Below are 16,173 nucleotides of genomic sequence, written 5' to 3' on the forward strand. Positions count from 1 at the left end.
ACGTATCGCAAGGGAAACGCACGACCCCGATGGGGCTTTCGCCCGCAGTGGCACCTTCCCCGGCCAGGGTGAACGGGCCAACCCTGACGGCGTCCTGATGGCCGTCGAGGTGTTCCCTTACGTGGAGCTGGACACCGAGCCGCTCAAGAACCGGGTCCGCTGACCCGGGACACAAGGGAGGGGCGGGACCGGCAGTGCGGTCCCGCCCCTCCTTCGTACGTACACCCGTTACGCGGGCTTCTCCTCCAGGCGCGGGAACAGCACCGCGCCCTTCGTCACCGTGGCGCCCGGCTGCAGCAGACCCCACGTGCCCGCGTCCTGCACCCGCTGGTCGGACAGCGCGCCCAGGGACTCCTCGGCACCCAGCGACTCCCACAGCTGCTGCGAGGTCTCCGGCATGACGGAGTTCAGCAGGACCGCGACACCGCGCAGTGCCTCGGAGGCCGTGTACAGGATGGTCGCGAGGCGGGCCTTGCCCTCCGGCGACTCGTCCTTGGCGACCTTCCACGGCTCCTGCTCCGTGATGTAGCCGTTGACCTGCTTCACGAAGTCGAAGATCGCCAGGATGCCGGCCTGGAAGTCCAGCTCCTCGCCGATCTTCAGGTCAGCTGTGGCGACGGCCTTGGCCAGGCCCTGCTGGACCGCCTGCTCTGCCTCGCCCGCGGCCGTGGCCCCGGGGAGCGTGCCGCCGTAGTACTTGCCGACCATGGCCGCGAGGCGCGAGGCCAGGTTGCCGTAGTCGTTGGCGAGCTCGGAAGTGTAGCGGGCGGTGAAGTCCTCCCAGGAGAACGAGCCGTCACTTCCGAACGCGATGGCCCGCAGGAAGTACCAGCGGTAGGCGTCCACACCGAAGTGCGAGGTCAGGTCCTGCGGCTTGATGCCCGTCAGGTTCGACTTCGACATCTTCTCGCCGCCGACCATCAGCCAGCCGTTGGCCGCGACCCGGCCCGGCAGCGGCAGACCCTGCGCCATCAGCATCGCCGGCCAGATCACCGCGTGGAAGCGCAGGATGTCCTTGCCGACCAGGTGCACGTCGGCCGGGAAGGTGCCGTCGAACTTCTCCTGGTTGGCGCCGTAGCCGACCGCCGTGGCGTAGTTCAGCAGGGCGTCGACCCACACGTAGATGACGTGCTTGTCGTCCCACGGGACCGGGACGCCCCAGTCGAAGGTCGAGCGCGAGATCGACAGGTCCTGGAGACCCTGCTTGACGAAGTTCACGACCTCGTTGCGCGCGGACTCCGGCTGGATGAAGCCGGGGTTGGCCGCGTAGAACTCCAGCAGCTTCGGGCCGTACTCGCTGAGCTTGAAGAAGTAGTTCTCCTCCTTGAGGATCTCCACCGGCTTCTTGTGGATCGGGCACAGCTTGACGCCGGCCTCGTCCTCGATGAGGTCGCCGGGGAGCTTGTACTCCTCGCAGCCCACGCAGTACGGGCCCTCGTACCCGCCCTTGTAGATCTCGTCCTTGTCGTACAGGTCCTGCACGAACTCCTGCACACGGTCGGTGTGCCGCTCCTCCGTCGTACGGATGAAGTCGTCGTTCGCGATGTTGAGGTGCTCCCAGAGGGGCTTCCAGGCCTCCTCGACGAGCTTGTCGCACCACGCCTGGGGCGTGACGTTGTTCGCCTCGGCCGTGCGCATGATCTTCTGACCGTGCTCGTCCGTGCCGGTGAGGTACCACACCTTCTCGCCGCGCTGGCGGTGCCAGCGGGTGAGCACGTCGCCTGCGACGGTCGTGTAGGCGTGGCCCAGGTGAGGAGCGTCGTTGACGTAGTAAATGGGGGTCGATACGTAGAAACTCTTCACGCCGTCGCCCCCTTGCTTCTCGGATCCAGTGGCCGCCATGGTCGAAATCCTAACGGTCCGTGGGAGATCCCCTCACACCCATAAATCCTGGCGCGGGTGCGGAGAGCTTTGCGAAACATCCCTTCCGGTAGCAAAGACGCATCCTGGGAGGGAGTGGACACGCGTGCACGAGGCAGGGGACATCACGATGCGGGTACTGGTCGCCGAGGACGAGGAGATCCTGGCCGAGCTCGTCGCCACCGGGCTGCGACGGGCCGGGTTCGCCGTCGACACGGTGTACAGCGGTGATGCCGCCCAGGCCTACCTGGGGCTGCACGACTACGACGTCGTCGTCCTGGACCGCGATCTGCCCCGGGTGCACGGCGACGACGTGGCCCGCGGACTGGTGGCCTCCGGCTCCCGGACCAGGATCCTGATGCTGACGGCCGCCGGCTCCATGGAGGACCGCGTCGCCGGGCTGGACCTGGGTGCCGACGACTACCTGGGCAAGCCGTTCGAGTTTCCCGAGCTCGTGTCGCGGGTCCGCGCCCTGCGCCGGCGCAGCGCCCGCCCCGTACCGCCGCAGCTGGTGCGGTACGGCATCCGGCTCGACACCGTGCGCCGCACCGCGACCCGGGACGGCCGCGAGCTGGACCTCTCGCCGAAGGAGTTCACCGTGCTCCAGTTGCTGCTGGAGGCCGACGGCGGGACCGTCAGCGCGGAGGAGCTGCTGGAGCGGGCCTGGGACGCCAACGCCGACCCCTTCACCGGTGCCGTACGCGTCTGCATGAGCAAGCTGCGCGGCAAGCTCGGCGAGCCCGCCGTCATCCGCACCGTGCAGGGCGTGGGGTACGCCCTGTGAGGCACCCGGCCCGGGTGCCTCACTCCACGATCAGGACCCGGATCGCGTTCGTGTACGGCGGGGTGTTCCTGGTCCTCGCCACCGGCCTGCTCGCCACGGTCAACCTGGCCTTCCGGGCCGGCACGGACTCGCAGGCCCGCGACATCGCCCAGACGGCCGTGGTCGTCCAGCCGGGCTACGCGGTCAACGGCCCGCCCGTCTCCCGGGCCGGCGTCGGGCCGCTGACCGTCTACGACCTCACCGACGACGTCAGCACCGCGGCCGGGCACCAACTGCTCATCTGGTCCGCCGCAGCCGTGCTCGTGATGACGGCGTGCGCGGTCGGCGTCGGATGGTGGACGGCGGGGCGGGTCCTGCGGCCCGTGCACGCGATGACCGCGAAGGCGCGCCGGCTCTCCGAGCACACCCTGCACGAACGGATCGCCTCCAGCGGTCCCGACGACGAGCTCAAGGAGCTGGGCGACACGCTGGACGCGCTGCTGGCCCGGCTGGAGAAGGCGTTCGACAGCCAGCGCCGGTTCATCGCCAACGCCTCGCACGAGCTGCGCACCCCGTTGGCCACCCAGCGGGCGGCGATCCAGGTGGGCCTGGACGACCCGACGCCGGACGATCTCGTACGGACCCGGCAGACGCTGCTGGACAACAACCGGCGCAGCGAGCGGCTCATCGAGGGGCTGCTGGTGCTGGCGCGCAGCGAGCGAGGGCTGGCGAAGAGCGAGCGGGAGACCGTGGACCTGGCCCATGTGGTGGCCGAGGAGGCGGGCCGGTATCCGGGGGTGGCGGTCGACGCCGGACGCTGCGCGGTGCGCGGGAACCGGCTGCTGCTGGCCCAGCTGGTGGCCAATCTGCTGGCCAACGCGGTGACGTACAACGTTCCCGGCGGGAGCGTGGAGGTGTCCCTGGTGCCGGCGGGCGGCGGGGTGCTGCTGGAGGTGCGCAACACCGGTCCGGTGGTGGACGCGGCGGACATTCCCGGTCTGTTCGAGCCGTTCCGGCGCGGTGAGGGCAAGGACCGGATGGGGCGGGGCTCGGGGCTCGGGCTTTCGATCGTACGTTCTATTGCGGTGGCGCACGGCGGTACGGTCACGGCGGTGCCGCGCCCGGAGGGCGGGCTCGCCGTGACCGTACGCCTGCCGGCCGATCAGGCGCCGGCGGCCGTTTCGCGGGCAGCGGCCCAGGCGGCCGGAGCGGCGAGGACCTCGCGGTAGAACGCGGCGTCCGCGACCTCGCGGGGAGCGGGGCCGGCGTGGAAGAAGCCGGCGTTCGGGGCGTCCAGCTTCCGCAGGAAGTCGAAGCCCTTCGCGTCCTCGTCGCCGAACGCGACGAACTGGAAGAACAGCGGCAGCCGTGCCGCGTCCGTCAGCGCCTGGCGGGCGGCCTGCTTGACGTCCGGCGGGCCGTCCGTCTGGAAGACCACCAGCGCGGGTCCGGTCGCATCGGACTTCTCGTAGTGCGCGACGACCTCCTCGACAGCGCGGTGGTAGTTCGTCCGGCCGAGCCGGCCGAGGCCCGCGTTCAGCTCGTCGATCCGGCCCTCGTGACCGTCCAGCTCCACCGTGCCGGTGCCGTCGATGTCGGTCGAGAAGAAGACGACCTGGACGGTGGCGCTCTCGTCGAGGTGCGCGGCGAGAGCGAGCGTGCGGTCGCCCAGGTGCTGGGCGCTGCCGTCCTTGTAGAACGGCCGCATGGATCCGGAGCGGTCGAGCACCAGGTAGACGGTGGCGCGCAGACCGGTGAGCCCGTGCGCCTTCAGCCCGGCCTGGGCGGCCTTGTACGGCCCCACGAGCTCGGGCGCGAGAGCCTTGACCTTGGCCAGGGTGAGCGCGGGCTTTCCGGCGGGGGCGGCCGGGTCCTGGACCGAGGCGGCCGGGGTGGCTGCGCCGGCCGGGACGGCTGCGGCCACGGGCTCGGGTGCCGGTTCGGGCTCGACGGCGACGGCGACAGGTTCCGGTTCGGGCTCGACCGCGATGGCGACCGGTTCCGGTTCGGGTTCGACCGCGACGGCGACCGGTTCGGGCTCGACGGCGATGGCGATCGGTTCCGGTGCGGGCTCGGGCTCCGACTCGGCGGCGGCGATCGGTTCCGGTTCGGGCTCCGGGTCCATGTCGATGGTGAGGAGCTCGGGGGCGGCCTCGGCGGCGACCGGCTCGGGCTCGGGCTCAGCCTTCGGCTCCGCGGCGGCAGGGGCCTCCGGCTCCGAGGCGGCGACCGGCTCCGGCTCGGCCACGGCGGCAGGGGCAGGGGTCTCGGCCGGCGCCTCCACGGGCTCCGGAGCCACGACCGTGACCTCGGCTTCCGGCTCCGCTTCGGCTTCCGCTGCCGTGTCTGCTGCCGTGTCCGCCGCAGGCGATGAAACGGGCTCGGCGGACTTCGTCCGGGACCCGGAACCCTGTGACGGAACGGTGGGCGTGGTCCTGGGGGCGGGCGCGGCGGCCTTGTCGAAGGCCTCGGCCACGAGGTCGGCCGCCAGCCCGCCGTCGTCCCTCGTTGACCGGGACGCGGTGGTCAGGGCCGGCTCCGAGGAGGCCGGGGCCGGTACCGACGCCTTGACGGCCGGGGCGGGTTCGGTCGCCGGCTCGTCCACCGTCACCGACTCCGACGCCGTGGCCCGGGTGCGTTCGCCCTGGGGCGGGACCGTGGCCGTCGTCGGCTCGTCCTGCTCCGTGCGGTCACGGCCGAACACCTTGCGCAGCAAGCTCCGAATGCCCATGGGCGAGGCCTTTCGCGTGAGTTGGGTGCGATGAATGTCCGTACTGCGGGAATTGATCCCTGGCCAGGGCGGATACGTAAGGTTAGCGGCCGGATCCGGCCCTTCGGCGGTGCGGCCCGCCCGTGGGACAACTGAGACCGACCGGAGCCGCAACCGATCCCGGACCGAGTCCCGTTGCCGGTTATCGGCAGATGCGACAAGCGGGGTGACGCCGGCCCGGTCGTGCAGGTGGAAGGGGCACGACCACCCCGGGAATGAGACGGCCGGCGGCTTCGGCGGATCCCGCGCGCGTCCACCGCACTAGAGTCGGACCCATGGTTTCCGGTGAGGCGCCGCAGGCGGCAGGCAGCGTTCGGGTCGATGTCTGGATCTGGTCGGTCCGGCTCACGAAGACCCGTGCGCAGGCGGCCGCCGCCTGCCGCGCGGGTCATGTGAAGGTCGCCGGTGAGCGCGCCAAGCCCGCCCAGGCGTTGCGCGTCGGCGACGAGGTGCGGCTGCGGCACGACGGCCGGGACCGGGTCGTCGTCGTGTCGAAGATCGTGAAGAAGCGGGTCGGGGCACCGGTGGCCGCGGAGTGCTTCGTCGACAACAGCCCGCCCCCGCCGCCGCGCGAGACCGCGATCCAGGTTCCGGTACGGGACCGGGGCACCGGCCGGCCGACGAAGCGGGACCGGCGGGAGATGAACCGGCTGCGGGGTGCGGGTCCCGGGCCCTCGGAGTGACGGGGCGCGGCGCGCGGAGCAGGGCCGGACCCCTTCTACGGCGTGGGTGAGGCGATGGCCCTGGCCGCTGCCACCTCCTGGCGCAGCGGGGCGAGTACGCCCTCGTCGTCGCCCGGGAGTTCGGCGCGTACTTCCACCAGGACCTCGCTGGCCCGCAGCCCCTCCGCCAGTTCGACGAGCTGGCGCCGCACCACGGCCACCTCCGCCGGTTCCGGTTCCGGGGCCCCGTGGTTGACGCGGACCCGGGCCGCCGTCGTGGCGTCCACGATGCGTTCCACGGCCACGACCAGCGGCCACCACGCGGCGGCACGGGTGCCGGTGGGGGGCGGTTCGGTCAGGGCGCGCTGGAACTCGGAGCGTACGGACGACAGATCCCGGTAGATGCGGCGGCGGACGCGGACCCGTTCCGCCCGGTCGCCGTCGCCGCCCGGCTCGAACGCGCACTCCACATAGTCCGCGATGTCCGTGACCGCGTCGGCCAGACGGTGCCCGATCCGGGTGTGCCAGCTCTCCGGCCACAGCAGATAGCCGGCCACCAGCACGATGGCGCAGCCGATCAGGCTGTCCAGGAAGCGCGGCCAGACCAGGTGTACCCCCTGGTGGTTCAGCAGATCGGACAGCAGCAGGATGACCGGGGTGACGGCCGCGGTCTGGAAGGCGTAGCCCTTCGCCGTGAGTGCCGGGATCAGGGCGGCGAGCAGCACCATGACCGGCACGTCCCACCAGCCGACCGGCACCTCCGCCAGCACCGGGGCCGCGATGACGAGTCCCGCGGCCGTACCCACGGAACGCAGCACGGCGCGGGAGAACACCGAGCCGAAGTCGGGCTTGAGGACGAACGTGACGGTCAGGGCCACCCAGTAGGAGCGCGGTACGTCGACCAGCGAGGTCAGCGCCTGGGCCAGTCCGATGCAGAGCGCGAGGCGCAGCCCGTACCGCCACGAGGGTCCGGACAGCAGGACGTTGCGGGTGGCGCGCCGGACGCGCACGCCGAGTGCGGCCGGCCGGCCCAGCCGGTCGTCGACGTTGTACGGATCGGGCTCGGCCTTGTGAACGACCGCGAAGGCATGGCGCAGCGCGGCGTCGACCGCCCGGGTGGCGGGCGAGTCCGGGGCGGGCAGGGCGGGTTCGGCGCCGCCGGTGCGGCCCCCCGCCACGTCCGCGGCCAGGTCCCGCACCGCCGCCGGGATCGCGTCGGGCAGCGGACGCCGCCGTACGTGGACCGCGGGCGCGGCCTCGACCAGGGGGATGACGACGTTCAGCTGGGACAGCAGCCGCACCATCGCGCCGCTGCGGCCGTGGTAGCGGGCGCGGCGGGCGAGGATCAGGTCGTAGGAGGTGTTGAGGGAGTCCGTGACGGCCTGTCGCCTCTCCTCGTACGCATCGGTGCCCGCAGCGGCGAGCAGGTCGGCGACCGCGAGATAGGTGCCCGTGACCGCGACCCGTTCCGGCAGTTTCCGCCGCAACGGCCAGGCCAGCAGCGTCAGGGCGAGGACGAACAGCCCGCCCAGCGTCAGCAGCAGCGGCGCCACCCACCACGGATCCGGCATCGGAAGCCCGGCGCCCACCACGGAGTTGAGCAGGAGCAGCAGCCCCGAGACGGAGGCGACGGCGCCGATCGTCGACATCATCCCGGAGACGAGGCCGATGAGGGTGAGCACGGCGACGGCCGCCCAGCCGGTCCCGTAGACGAACGTGCCGATCATGATGCCGAGGGCGCCGAACAGTTGCGGCACGGCGATGTTGAGGATGCGCATCCGGTAGGCGTCGGCGGTGTCGCCGATGACGCCGGAGAGCGCGCCCATGGAGGCCAGCGCCCCGTACACCGGCCGGTCGGCGGCGAATCCGACGGCGAGCGGTGCGGCGAGCGCCACGGAGGCGCGGGCGACGGCGGCCCACGGGATGGGGGTGGGCTGGGGGCGCAGGCCGTAGCGGAGCCAGACGGGCGGCATGGCCCGCCGCTGGGCCGGGGTGGGGCGGACGGTCGAGCCGGTGGCCGCCACGGCTTCGGTGCCGTCGCCGCCGCCCGCACTGTTGCCCTTCGCGCCCGCGTCGGCTCCGGTGCCTGTCAACGCGCCCCCCTCACCGTTCGGCGGTCAGCTTCGATATCCCCCGGCCTCGTCGGCCGGGCGGACCCGTGCCTGTGAGGGTTCCTCACCGGACTCGCTCAACGCCCGGTGCTGCCGTGGCAGGTCCCAGCACTGGTCCTGACCTCCACGGTACGCAGTCGCGCCTCGTCGTCGGCGGCGAGGCCGGGTTCCCGGCCGGCGCGGCCGCGCAAGGCGCGTTCCTCGGCGACGAGTGCGACGAGTGCGTCCAGTCCGTCGAGTGCGTCGATGATGTCCCGCTCCCGCTCCCGCTCCTGCTCGGGCGCTCGCTCCCGCTCCCGGTCGTCCACGGCGGCTTCCTCTCACCGGTGTCCGTGGTCCCGCAGCACGATGACGGTCTTGCCGCGCGCTCCGCCGGTCCGGTTGCGGTCCAGGGCCTGCGGGGCCTTCTCCAGGGGGAGTTCGATGTCGATGGGGACGCGCAGGACGCCTTCGGCGGCGCCTGCGGCCAGCACGTCGAGCAGGACCGGGCTCGGGTCGAGGCGGAAGTCGACGCCCCGCACCCCGTCGGGGAGCGGCGCCTTGGCCGCGACGCCGCGGGTGGAGAGCGCGATGCCGCCCGGCCGGAGCACCGCGGCGTGTGCGGCGAACGCCTCGGGGGTCGCGGAGGCCAGGTCGGCCAGCGCGTCGACGCCGTCCGGGCAGGCGGCCCGTATCGCGTCAGCCGTTTCGTTCCGCGTGGTGTCGATCGTGGTGGCGGCGCCCAACGACCCCATCCTGGAACGCTCGTCACCGCGCACCGCCGCGATCACGCGCACGTCCCGGGCCTTGGCGAGCTGGGTCAGACAGCTGCCCACGCCGCCCGCCGCCCCGACGACCAGCAGGCTCTCGTGGCCGCGCAGCGCCACCGCCTCCAGGATCTGGGCGGCGGCCATCCCGGCGGACGGCAGGGCGGCAGCGATCCGGGAGTCGAGGCCGCGAGGGACGAGGGCGATGGCGGAGTCCTGCGGCACGCAGACGTAGTCGCAGTACGTACCCGCGCCGGCCACCGGACCGCCGGACCGGCCGAAGACGTGGTCGCCGACCCGGAAGCGGTTGTCGCCGCTGCCGATCATGTCCACCCGGCCCGCGTAGTCCACGCCGACGACCAGGGGGAAGACCTGCGGGGCGAGGCCGTCCAGGGTGCTGTCCGCGAGCTGCCAGTCGTGCGGGTTGACCGAGGCGTACTCGACCCTGACCCGGACCTCGCCCGGTCCCGGATCCGGCTTGGGAACCACGACCAGGGTGGGATCGGACCGGAACGTGCTGACGGCGATGGCTCGCATACGGAAGACCTCCCAGTAGCCCCGGCAGTCACCCTCTCCACTCTTCCCCGGCCCGCCGGTGCCCGCACCTCGGCGCGGGCGAGCCGGGATCTCAGTCGTCCCCGTGCAGTTCAAGGGCGACGAGCAGCGCTCGGTGATCGGTGTTGGCGAGTCGCAGGAAGCGGGCCGAGCGGACCGAGAACTCCTCGCTGACCAGCACATGGTCGATCTGGGCGCGCAACGGTGTGGTGCGGTCGGCGGGCCAGGAGTACGCACGGGAGGAGCCGGCGAGGCGGGCGCTGTCGTGGAGGCCGCCCGCGTCCAGGACGGCCCGGAAGGCGGCGTGGTCCTGGGAGGCGTTGAAGTCGCCCGCCATGACGACGGGCTCCGCCCGGACGGCGGCGGCGAGGTCGTGGATCCGGCCGAGTTCGCGGCGCCAGACGTGTACCCCGCCGGGGACCGGCGGCATGGGATGCGCGAGCTGGAGCCGCACGTTCCGGCCCGCTACGACGGCGACCGACCCCGGCATTGCCATCGCGCCGTCGATCCGGCCCGCCGGCCGCAGCGGGTACCTGCTGAGGATCGCCGAGCCGAGCGAACCGTCGAGCCGGACGACATCGCGGTACGGGTACGAGGTGGCCGGGACGCGGGCGGCGAGCGCGTCCGCGCACGCGAAGTCGCACTCCTGGACGAAGACGACATCGGGTTCCTCGCGGCGGACCGTCGCGATCAGCGCGTCCGTCGCGTCACCGAACTCCACGTTCGAGGTGAGGACGTCCAGCCGGGCCACCACCGGACCATGGGAGCCCGTGGTGCCGGGACCGTACGGGCGGACGAACCACACGGTCAGCGCGAGTGCCACCGTCGCCCACACCAGGCCGCCGCGCCACCGGGCCAGTGCCGCCAGCCCGAGACCGGCGGCGCCGGGCACCAGGAGCCAGGGCAGGAAGGCCAGGGCCTGCGGGACGGGGGTCGGGCCGTCGGCGCCGGCGGCCCGGAAACCGATCACGAGGCTCACCCCGGCCAGGAGGAGGACGGCCCCGCAGAGCAGGGCGTTCCTCGGTGCGAGGCGGCGGAGCGGTTCCGTCATGCCCCGGACGGTACCGGCAGCACCCGCTGGGCCCAGATCCGCGCCGCCACCGCGCACACGGCCACCGCGAGGCCCGTACCGAAGACGATCCACACCGTGGTGCGCAGCGACCCCGTCAGCGCGTCGTACACCGCCGCCGCCCCGTCGGTGTCGCTGCCGGGAACCTCGGCCAGCACCCGGTTGCGCGCCAGCGCGAGCGCCCCGCGCAGCACCAGCGCGCCGAGGGCGAAGCCGGCCCCGGCAACGGCGGTGGCGGCGAGCGCGGCCAGGACCGAGCCCCGGCGGCCGGGTCCGCCGCGCACCCAGGCCAGGACGACGGCGAGCAGCGCGAACACGAGCGTGCCGACGGCCGGCCACACACTGGCGGCCCGCAGCAGGCGGAAGCTCTGGCGCATCTGGTCCGCGCGGTCGGCGGAGATGATCTGGATGTCGGTGTGCTGGACGGGGATCTGGTCGGCGAACGGCACCCCGTTGTCCACCAGGTTCTGCTTCACCTTCTCCGTCACGGGCGCCAGGTCGATCGTGACGCTCTCGCCGCTGTCCCCGTCCAGAGCCGCCGTGACGGCCTCGTGGGCTGTGCGGTTGGCGGCGTTCCACGCGGCCTGGAAGGCGTCGGTGGTGGTGAAGGACTGCACGGCCTGGTGCAGGAAGTCGCGGACGGTGTCCTGGAGCGGGCCGACGTCGATCTGCTTCATCGCCTCGTCGGTGATCAGGTCGGCCACGGTGTTCTGCACATCCGGGTCGGAGGCGAGCGGCGCCACCGCGGCCACGTAACGGTCCGTGTCGTCGATCTCCAGATCGACCCAGGCGGAGAGCGCGCTCAGTGGCACCAGGACGGCGAGCAGCACCAGGAATGCCACCGAGAGAGCCGCCGAGAAGTAGGTCCGCACACCACCAGGGAACCGCGGATGCAGGCGCTGCGCCCCGGGCCGTGGGCCATCCGAGTTGCCGGGCTGCCCGGCCGGGTGTGCTCTGGAGGAAAGCGGGGGCGACGGAAGGAGCTCGCTGCCATGGCCGCACACGCTTCGGCGCAGGCACGCGGAACACACGCGCGTGTCCAGCGCACCTCCACGCTCGGCTGGGCCGTGCCCGTCACGCTCGGCGTGATCCTCGGCTGTTACGCGACGTCCATCGCCCGCGACGGCGGTGTGCTCACCGGCACGCGGCTCGCGCTCGGCCTGATCTCCGGCGCCGTTCTCGCGGCGCTCTGCTTCGGTCTGGGCCGGGTGCAGAAGGGCCTGCCGCCCGAACTCGCGGCGGCCTCGTACGGTGCGCTGTTCGGTGGTTCGATCGGTTTCCTCTACAGCCTGTCCGGCAAGAGCGTGCTGGCCGCGTCGGTGCTCGGCCTGCTGACCGGGGCGGGCATGCTGGTGGCCGCGTTCTACTACTTCTACACGCGGGCGGACTGAGCCCACCACGGCTTCTGCCAGTACGGGCCCGCGCCTCGGCTGCGCGGGCCCGTACCGGTGTGCGGAGCCTGCGTCAGCCGCGGACCACGGTCACCGGGCACGGGGCGTGCTGGGTGACGTGCAGGCTGACCGAGCCGAGCAGGGTCGCCTTGAGGGGGCTGCGCCCGCGCGCTCCGACCACCAGCAGATTCGCGCCCTCGGCCCGGTCGAGCAGGGCCTGAGCCGGATTGCCGATCACCACGACCTTGCTGATCTCGGCCGCGCGCGCACCGCCGACGGCCTCCTCCAGCGCCTCGGTGAGTGACACCGTGGCCAGGGCCTGTGGATCGAAGTCCTCCGGCATGCCCGGCATCATGGACGCCCAGCTGGTCGCGGGGTACTCCCAGCTGTTGACGGCCTCCACCGTGTCACCGGTCAGCTCCGCCTGGCGTACGGCCCAGTGCAGTGCCTTGATCGACGACTCGGAGCCGTCAACGCCCACCACGATCCTGCCCATATCTGCCTCCAGCTCGGTTCCGCTTTGGTTCTGCTCGGTCGTGCCGGTGCGTCGTGCGGAATGCCCGCACGACGCACCTTCTGGCGCAACTGTAGTCAAACCGGACGAAAGCACAGCCTCCGGGTCGGTCAGTCCAGCCGAAGGTCGGCCAGCTGCCGCTCGAAGGGGACCACCTCGTCGTCCAGTCCGAGGGCCCTGGACGCCCCGGAGACGGCCCGGCCGCCCGTGATCGCCTGCGCGAGCTCGCCGCCCGCACGCCGGATCCGGGCCGGCAGGCCCTCGGTGTACTCGTCGCCCGACGAGCCCCAGTCCTCCGACGCCGCGTACACCGACGTCGGCAGCGTGACGGCCCGCAGGTAGGCGAAGAGCGGACGCATCGCATGCTCCAGCACCAGCGAGTGCCGGGCGGTGCCGCCGGTCGCGGCGACGACGACGGGCTTGCCGGTCAGCGCGGTGTTCTCGACGAGGTCGAAGAACGACTTGAACAGTCCGCTGTACGAGGCGGTGAAGACCGGGGTGACGGCGATCAGTCCGTCGGCCCCCGTCACCGCGCCGATGGCCTCCTCCAGCTTGGCCGACGGGAATCCGGACACCAGGTTGCCCGCGATGTCGACGGCCAGGTCGCGCAGTTCGATCACCCGGACCTCGACCGGCCGGTCCTGCTCGGCGTCCAGCCGTTCCCGGGTGGCCGCGGCCAGCCGGTCGGCCAGCAGCCTGGTCGACGAGGGGCTGCTCAGCCCGGCCGAGACGGCGACGATCCTCAGCGGTTCGGTGACGAACACGGTGTCAGCTCTCCTTCGCGGCAGTAGCGGTGGCGGCCGCGGTGACGGCCGGGTGCAGGGGCGCGGACTCGGGCACCCCGGCGGGGCGCAGGTTGGCGAACTCCTTGCGCAGCACGGGGACGACCTCCTCGCCGAGGATGTCGAGCTGCTCCAGGACCGTCTTCAGCGGCAGCCCCGCGTGGTCCATCAGGAACAGCTGGCGCTGGTAGTCGCCGACGGCGCCCCGGAAGGACAGCGTCCGCTCGATGACCTCCTGCGGGGAGCCCACGGTCAGCGGCGTCTGCTGGGTGAAGTCCTCCATCGACGGTCCGTGCCCGTAGACCGGTGCGTTGTCGAAGTAGGGGCGGAACTCCCGTACCGCGTCCTGCGAGTTCTTGCGCATGAACACCTGCCCGCCCAGACCCACGATGGCCTGCTCGGCGGTGCCGTGGCCGTAGTGGGCGTAGCGCTGCCGGTAGAGGTTCACCATCTTCTTCGTGTGCTCGATGGGCCAGAAGATGTTGTTGTGGAAGAAGCCGTCGCCGTAGTACGCGGCCTGCTCGGCGATCTCCGGGGAGCGGATGGATCCGTGCCAGACGAACGGCGGTACGCCGTCCAGCGGGCGCGGGGTCGCGGTGAAGGACTGCAGCGGCGTACGGAACTTCCCCTCCCAGTCCACGACGTCCTCGCGCCACAGCCGGTGCAGCAGGGCGTAGTTCTCGACGGCGAGCGGGATGCCCTGGCGGATGTCCTTGCCGAACCAGGGGTAGACCGGGCCGGTGTTGCCGCGGCCCATCATCAGGTCGACGCGGCCGTCGGCGAGGTGCTGGAGCGTGGCGTAGTCCTCGGCGATCTTCACCGGGTCGTTGGTGGTGATCAGGGTCGTCGAGGTGGACAGGATGATGCGCTCGGTGCGGGCGGCGATGTAGCCGAGGGTGGTCGTCGGCGAGGACGGCACGAACGGAGGGTTGTGGTGCTCGCCGGTCGCGAACACGTCGAGGCCGACCTCCTCGGCCTTCCGTGCGATGGCGACGGTGGCCTTGATCCGCTCGTGCTCGCTCGGCGTCGTGCCGGTCGTCGGGTCGGTGGTGATGTCGCCGACGGTGAAGATCCCGAACTGCATGGCGCCCGCCTCCAGGTGATCGCTTCAGGTGTTCAAACAGATGGTTGAACGTTGAACTATGTGAACACACCCTACAACGGAGCGCCCCGCCTCCCTATTCCGCCGGTACCGGACCGGTCCCGCGCTGCTCCTCGACCCACCGTCCGGCCCGCTCGACCGCCTCGTGCTGGGCCCCGAAGATCTCCTCGCGGGCGGGCACCACCTGGTCATCGCCGAGCTCCTTGGTGAGACCGGTCCGGCGCAGCACGGCGAGCAGCCCCGGCTGGACCCCGGACAGATAGAGCCGGCCGCCGTGCGCGTCCAGCTCCTCGGCGTACCGGCTGAGCAGCTTCACGACCGCCGAGGACGGGACCTCCGGTGTGGTTCGCAGCGCCAGCACCACGGCCGATCCCCGCGCCTGCGAGACGTCGGGCCACTGGGCGTCGATCCGGGGGACCTCGGCGAACAGGCCGGCCCCGCCGTAGAAGAGGACGGTGACCTCGCCGGGCCCGATCCGCGCGGGCGGGTCGGTGAACCGCCAGCTCCCGGGGCCGGAGCCGCGCTCCAGCCCGCGCAGTCCGCTCTGCCGGGCCGCCTGCACGCAGTACAGCAGCAGCGAGAGCAGCGCCCCGATCACGATGGCCTGCTGGAGGGGCAGCTGGGTGGTGGCGATGAAGGTGACGGTCATCGCGGCGGCCGGCAACGGGGACGTACGCAGCACCAGCAGGATGTCCTTGCGGCGCCCCCAGATCAGCTCGCAGCCGATCACGATGATCAGGCCGCCGATGACCGGCATCGGGATCCGCTCGGCCAGTGAGCCGAGCGTCAGGACCAGCAGCGCCAGCCACAGCCCGGCGAAGATGCCGGTCCAGCGGGTGCGCGCGCCCGCGCTGACGGCGACCCCGGTGCGGGACATGGAACCGCCGGCGGGCAGCGCGCCGAACAGCCCGCCGCCGATGTTGCCGATCCCCTGGGCAACGAAGTCGCCGTCGACGGACGACTTGGAGCCGTCGGGGTTGCGGACGGTCGGGCCGATCGACGCCGCCTGGGCCAGCGCGACCAGCGCGACGGCGAAGGCGCCGGGCAGCAGCGAACCGACGACGGACAGGTCCGGCGCGGTGAAGTGCGGCAGCGCCGCCGGGATGTGCGCGATGTCCCTGGCCAGCTCCACATCGATGGAGAGCAGCCCGACGCCCAGGCTGACGGCGACCAGGGCGACCAGGACGGACACCGGCTCCAGCCGTCCGACCAGCCGGACGAGCGCCCACACGGCGACCGTGGTCAGCGCGGTCAGGGTGGTCGCGAGCCTCCAGTCGCCGGCGTGGATCACCCAGTCGGCCAACTGGGTGAGGCGGTTGTGGCCGTCGGGCTTGTAGCCGGTGGCGTCGTCGAGCGAGCCGGTGATGATCTGGAGGGCGATCCCGGTCGAGAAGCCGGTCATCACGGCGTTGGAGACGAAGCTCATCACCGCACCGAGCTTCAGCAGCCCGAGCGCCACCATGATCAGCCCGGCGAGCACGGCGACCGTGGCGATGTTCCCCGCGTCCCTGGGGTCCAGATGCGCCCCGGACAGCACGCTCTGCGAGGTCAGCGCGATGGCGGAGGTGAGGGTCGTGACCATCAGGACGGTACGGGCGAAGAACGATCCCAGGATCGTGGGAACGACACCCGCGTAGATGCCGGTGACCGGGTTGAAGCCGCCGATCGCGGCGTAGGCCATGCCCTCGGGGATCGAGAAGAGCCCGGTGACCAGGCCGGCCGAGACATCGGAAGGTGTCGGTCGTCCCAGCTTCGTCTTCATGCCCGCCTCGCTCATGACAACTCAGTAGAACTCGATCGGGCTATGCGCGCATGTCATCGCTTATGCCGTAATCATCGCCGGTGTGA

General features: G+C 72.0%; 16 protein-coding genes. 4 read left to right on the top strand and 12 right to left on the bottom strand.

Annotated elements, in window-relative coordinates:
* Window positions 1-228 precede the first annotated feature (228 nt).
* On the bottom strand, window positions 229-1,842 hold the full coding sequence (gene metG, locus ACIOEW_RS15375; protein ID WP_362539719.1) for a methionine--tRNA ligase: 1,614 nt from the start codon (window positions 1,840-1,842) through the stop codon (window positions 229-231).
* Between the two features lie 148 nt (window positions 1,843-1,990).
* Between metG and ACIOEW_RS15380 the strand changes: the two genes are divergently transcribed.
* Together ACIOEW_RS15380 and ACIOEW_RS15385 are read left to right on the top strand one after the other, a co-directional pair.
* Window positions 1,991-2,644, top strand: a complete 654-nt coding sequence (locus ACIOEW_RS15380) for a response regulator transcription factor (protein ID WP_362540567.1) — start codon at window positions 1,991-1,993, stop codon at window positions 2,642-2,644.
* Window positions 2,645-2,658: 14 nt separating this feature from the next.
* Window positions 2,659-3,852, top strand: a complete 1,194-nt coding sequence (locus ACIOEW_RS15385; protein ID WP_401964209.1) for a sensor histidine kinase — start codon at window positions 2,659-2,661, stop codon at window positions 3,850-3,852.
* On the opposite strand, the gene ACIOEW_RS15390 is transcribed toward ACIOEW_RS15385, so the two are convergent.
* Window positions 3,786-5,354 (bottom strand): VWA domain-containing protein, encoded by a 1,569-nt coding sequence (locus ACIOEW_RS15390; RefSeq protein ID WP_401964210.1) that lies wholly within the window; start codon window positions 5,352-5,354, stop codon window positions 3,786-3,788. The genes ACIOEW_RS15385 and ACIOEW_RS15390 overlap by 67 nt on opposite strands.
* A 314-nt stretch (window positions 5,355-5,668) precedes the next feature.
* Here ACIOEW_RS15390 and ACIOEW_RS15395 point away from each other — a divergent pair, with 314 nt between their 5' ends.
* Window positions 5,669-6,076 (top strand): S4 domain-containing protein, encoded by a 408-nt coding sequence (locus ACIOEW_RS15395; RefSeq protein WP_362539710.1) that lies wholly within the window; start codon window positions 5,669-5,671, stop codon window positions 6,074-6,076.
* Window positions 6,077-6,111: 35 nt separating this feature from the next.
* Here ACIOEW_RS15395 and ACIOEW_RS15400 read toward each other — a convergent pair whose 3' ends face one another.
* The 6 genes from ACIOEW_RS15400 to ACIOEW_RS15425 all read right to left on the bottom strand — a co-directional run bounded on the left by ACIOEW_RS15400 (window position 6,112) and on the right by ACIOEW_RS15425 (window position 11,408).
* On the bottom strand, window positions 6,112-8,028 hold the full coding sequence (locus ACIOEW_RS15400; protein ID WP_401964453.1) for an FUSC family protein: 1,917 nt from the start codon (window positions 8,026-8,028) through the stop codon (window positions 6,112-6,114).
* 144 nt (window positions 8,029-8,172) lie between these two features.
* Window positions 8,173-8,247, bottom strand: a complete 75-nt coding sequence (locus ACIOEW_RS15405; RefSeq protein WP_401964454.1) for a hypothetical protein — start codon at window positions 8,245-8,247, stop codon at window positions 8,173-8,175.
* Window positions 8,244-8,474, bottom strand: coding sequence for a hypothetical protein (locus ACIOEW_RS15410; RefSeq protein ID WP_401964473.1), 231 nt, complete (start codon window positions 8,472-8,474; stop codon window positions 8,244-8,246). The genes ACIOEW_RS15405 and ACIOEW_RS15410 overlap by 4 nt, the downstream gene beginning before the upstream one ends.
* A gap of 12 nt (window positions 8,475-8,486) precedes the next feature.
* Complete coding sequence (locus tag ACIOEW_RS15415) at window positions 8,487-9,449, bottom strand: NADP-dependent oxidoreductase (protein WP_401964211.1); 963 nt, start codon at window positions 9,447-9,449, stop codon at window positions 8,487-8,489.
* Window positions 9,450-9,540: 91 nt separating this feature from the next.
* Complete coding sequence (locus ACIOEW_RS15420) at window positions 9,541-10,518, bottom strand: endonuclease/exonuclease/phosphatase family protein (protein ID WP_401964213.1); 978 nt, start codon at window positions 10,516-10,518, stop codon at window positions 9,541-9,543.
* Complete coding sequence (locus ACIOEW_RS15425; RefSeq protein WP_362539702.1) at window positions 10,515-11,408, bottom strand: hypothetical protein; 894 nt, start codon at window positions 11,406-11,408, stop codon at window positions 10,515-10,517. Before ACIOEW_RS15425 ends, ACIOEW_RS15420 begins: the two co-directional genes overlap by 4 nt.
* 120 nt (window positions 11,409-11,528) lie before the next feature.
* On the opposite strand from ACIOEW_RS15425, the gene ACIOEW_RS15430 reads away from it, so the two are divergent.
* On the top strand, window positions 11,529-11,927 hold the full coding sequence (locus ACIOEW_RS15430; protein ID WP_401964215.1) for a hypothetical protein: 399 nt from the start codon (window positions 11,529-11,531) through the stop codon (window positions 11,925-11,927).
* A 73-nt stretch (window positions 11,928-12,000) separates the two neighbouring features.
* On the opposite strand, the gene ACIOEW_RS15435 is transcribed toward ACIOEW_RS15430, so the two are convergent.
* From ACIOEW_RS15435 to ACIOEW_RS15450, 4 genes are all read right to left on the bottom strand, one after another.
* Complete coding sequence (locus tag ACIOEW_RS15435; RefSeq protein WP_328895011.1) at window positions 12,001-12,423, bottom strand: universal stress protein; 423 nt, start codon at window positions 12,421-12,423, stop codon at window positions 12,001-12,003.
* A gap of 128 nt (window positions 12,424-12,551) precedes the next feature.
* Window positions 12,552-13,205, bottom strand: coding sequence for an FMN reductase (locus ACIOEW_RS15440; RefSeq protein WP_401964217.1), 654 nt, complete (start codon window positions 13,203-13,205; stop codon window positions 12,552-12,554).
* 4 nt (window positions 13,206-13,209) lie between these two features.
* Window positions 13,210-14,307: an LLM class flavin-dependent oxidoreductase gene (locus tag ACIOEW_RS15445; protein ID WP_401964219.1), complete on the bottom strand. Its 1,098-nt coding sequence runs from the start codon at window positions 14,305-14,307 to the stop codon at window positions 13,210-13,212.
* 94 nt (window positions 14,308-14,401) lie between these two features.
* Window positions 14,402-16,102 carry a SulP family inorganic anion transporter gene (locus ACIOEW_RS15450; RefSeq protein ID WP_401964220.1) on the bottom strand — a complete coding sequence of 567 codons (1,701 nt, stop codon included), beginning with the start codon at window positions 16,100-16,102 and terminating at the stop codon, window positions 14,402-14,404.
* Window positions 16,103-16,173: the final 71 nt, after the last annotated feature.

The sequence above is a fragment of the Streptomyces sp. NPDC087901 genome, from assembly GCF_044742205.1.
In the GTDB taxonomy this organism is placed as follows: domain Bacteria; phylum Actinomycetota; class Actinomycetes; order Streptomycetales; family Streptomycetaceae; genus Streptomyces.

Excerpts from the sequence above, each read along its gene's own strand:
- ACIOEW_RS15445 (WP_401964219.1), bottom strand. The coding sequence starts at position 14,307 with ATGCAGTTCGGGATCTTCACCGTCGGCGACATCACCACCGACCCGACG.
- ACIOEW_RS15450 (WP_401964220.1), bottom strand. The coding sequence starts at position 16,102 with ATGAGCGAGGCGGGCATGAAGACGAAGCTGGGACGACCGACACCTTCC.
- ACIOEW_RS15420 (WP_401964213.1), bottom strand. The coding sequence starts at position 10,518 with ATGACGGAACCGCTCCGCCGCCTCGCACCGAGGAACGCCCTGCTCTGC.
- ACIOEW_RS15400 (WP_401964453.1), bottom strand. The coding sequence starts at position 8,028 with ATGCCGCCCGTCTGGCTCCGCTACGGCCTGCGCCCCCAGCCCACCCCC.
- ACIOEW_RS15390 (WP_401964210.1), bottom strand. The coding sequence starts at position 5,354 with ATGGGCATTCGGAGCTTGCTGCGCAAGGTGTTCGGCCGTGACCGCACG.
- ACIOEW_RS15415 (WP_401964211.1), bottom strand. The coding sequence starts at position 9,449 with ATGCGAGCCATCGCCGTCAGCACGTTCCGGTCCGATCCCACCCTGGTC.
- ACIOEW_RS15395 (WP_362539710.1), top strand. The coding sequence starts at position 5,669 with ATGGTTTCCGGTGAGGCGCCGCAGGCGGCAGGCAGCGTTCGGGTCGAT.
- ACIOEW_RS15380 (WP_362540567.1), top strand. The coding sequence starts at position 1,991 with ATGCGGGTACTGGTCGCCGAGGACGAGGAGATCCTGGCCGAGCTCGTC.
- metG (WP_362539719.1), bottom strand. The coding sequence starts at position 1,842 with ATGGCGGCCACTGGATCCGAGAAGCAAGGGGGCGACGGCGTGAAGAGT.
- ACIOEW_RS15435 (WP_328895011.1), bottom strand. The coding sequence starts at position 12,423 with ATGGGCAGGATCGTGGTGGGCGTTGACGGCTCCGAGTCGTCGATCAAG.
- ACIOEW_RS15430 (WP_401964215.1), top strand. The coding sequence starts at position 11,529 with ATGGCCGCACACGCTTCGGCGCAGGCACGCGGAACACACGCGCGTGTC.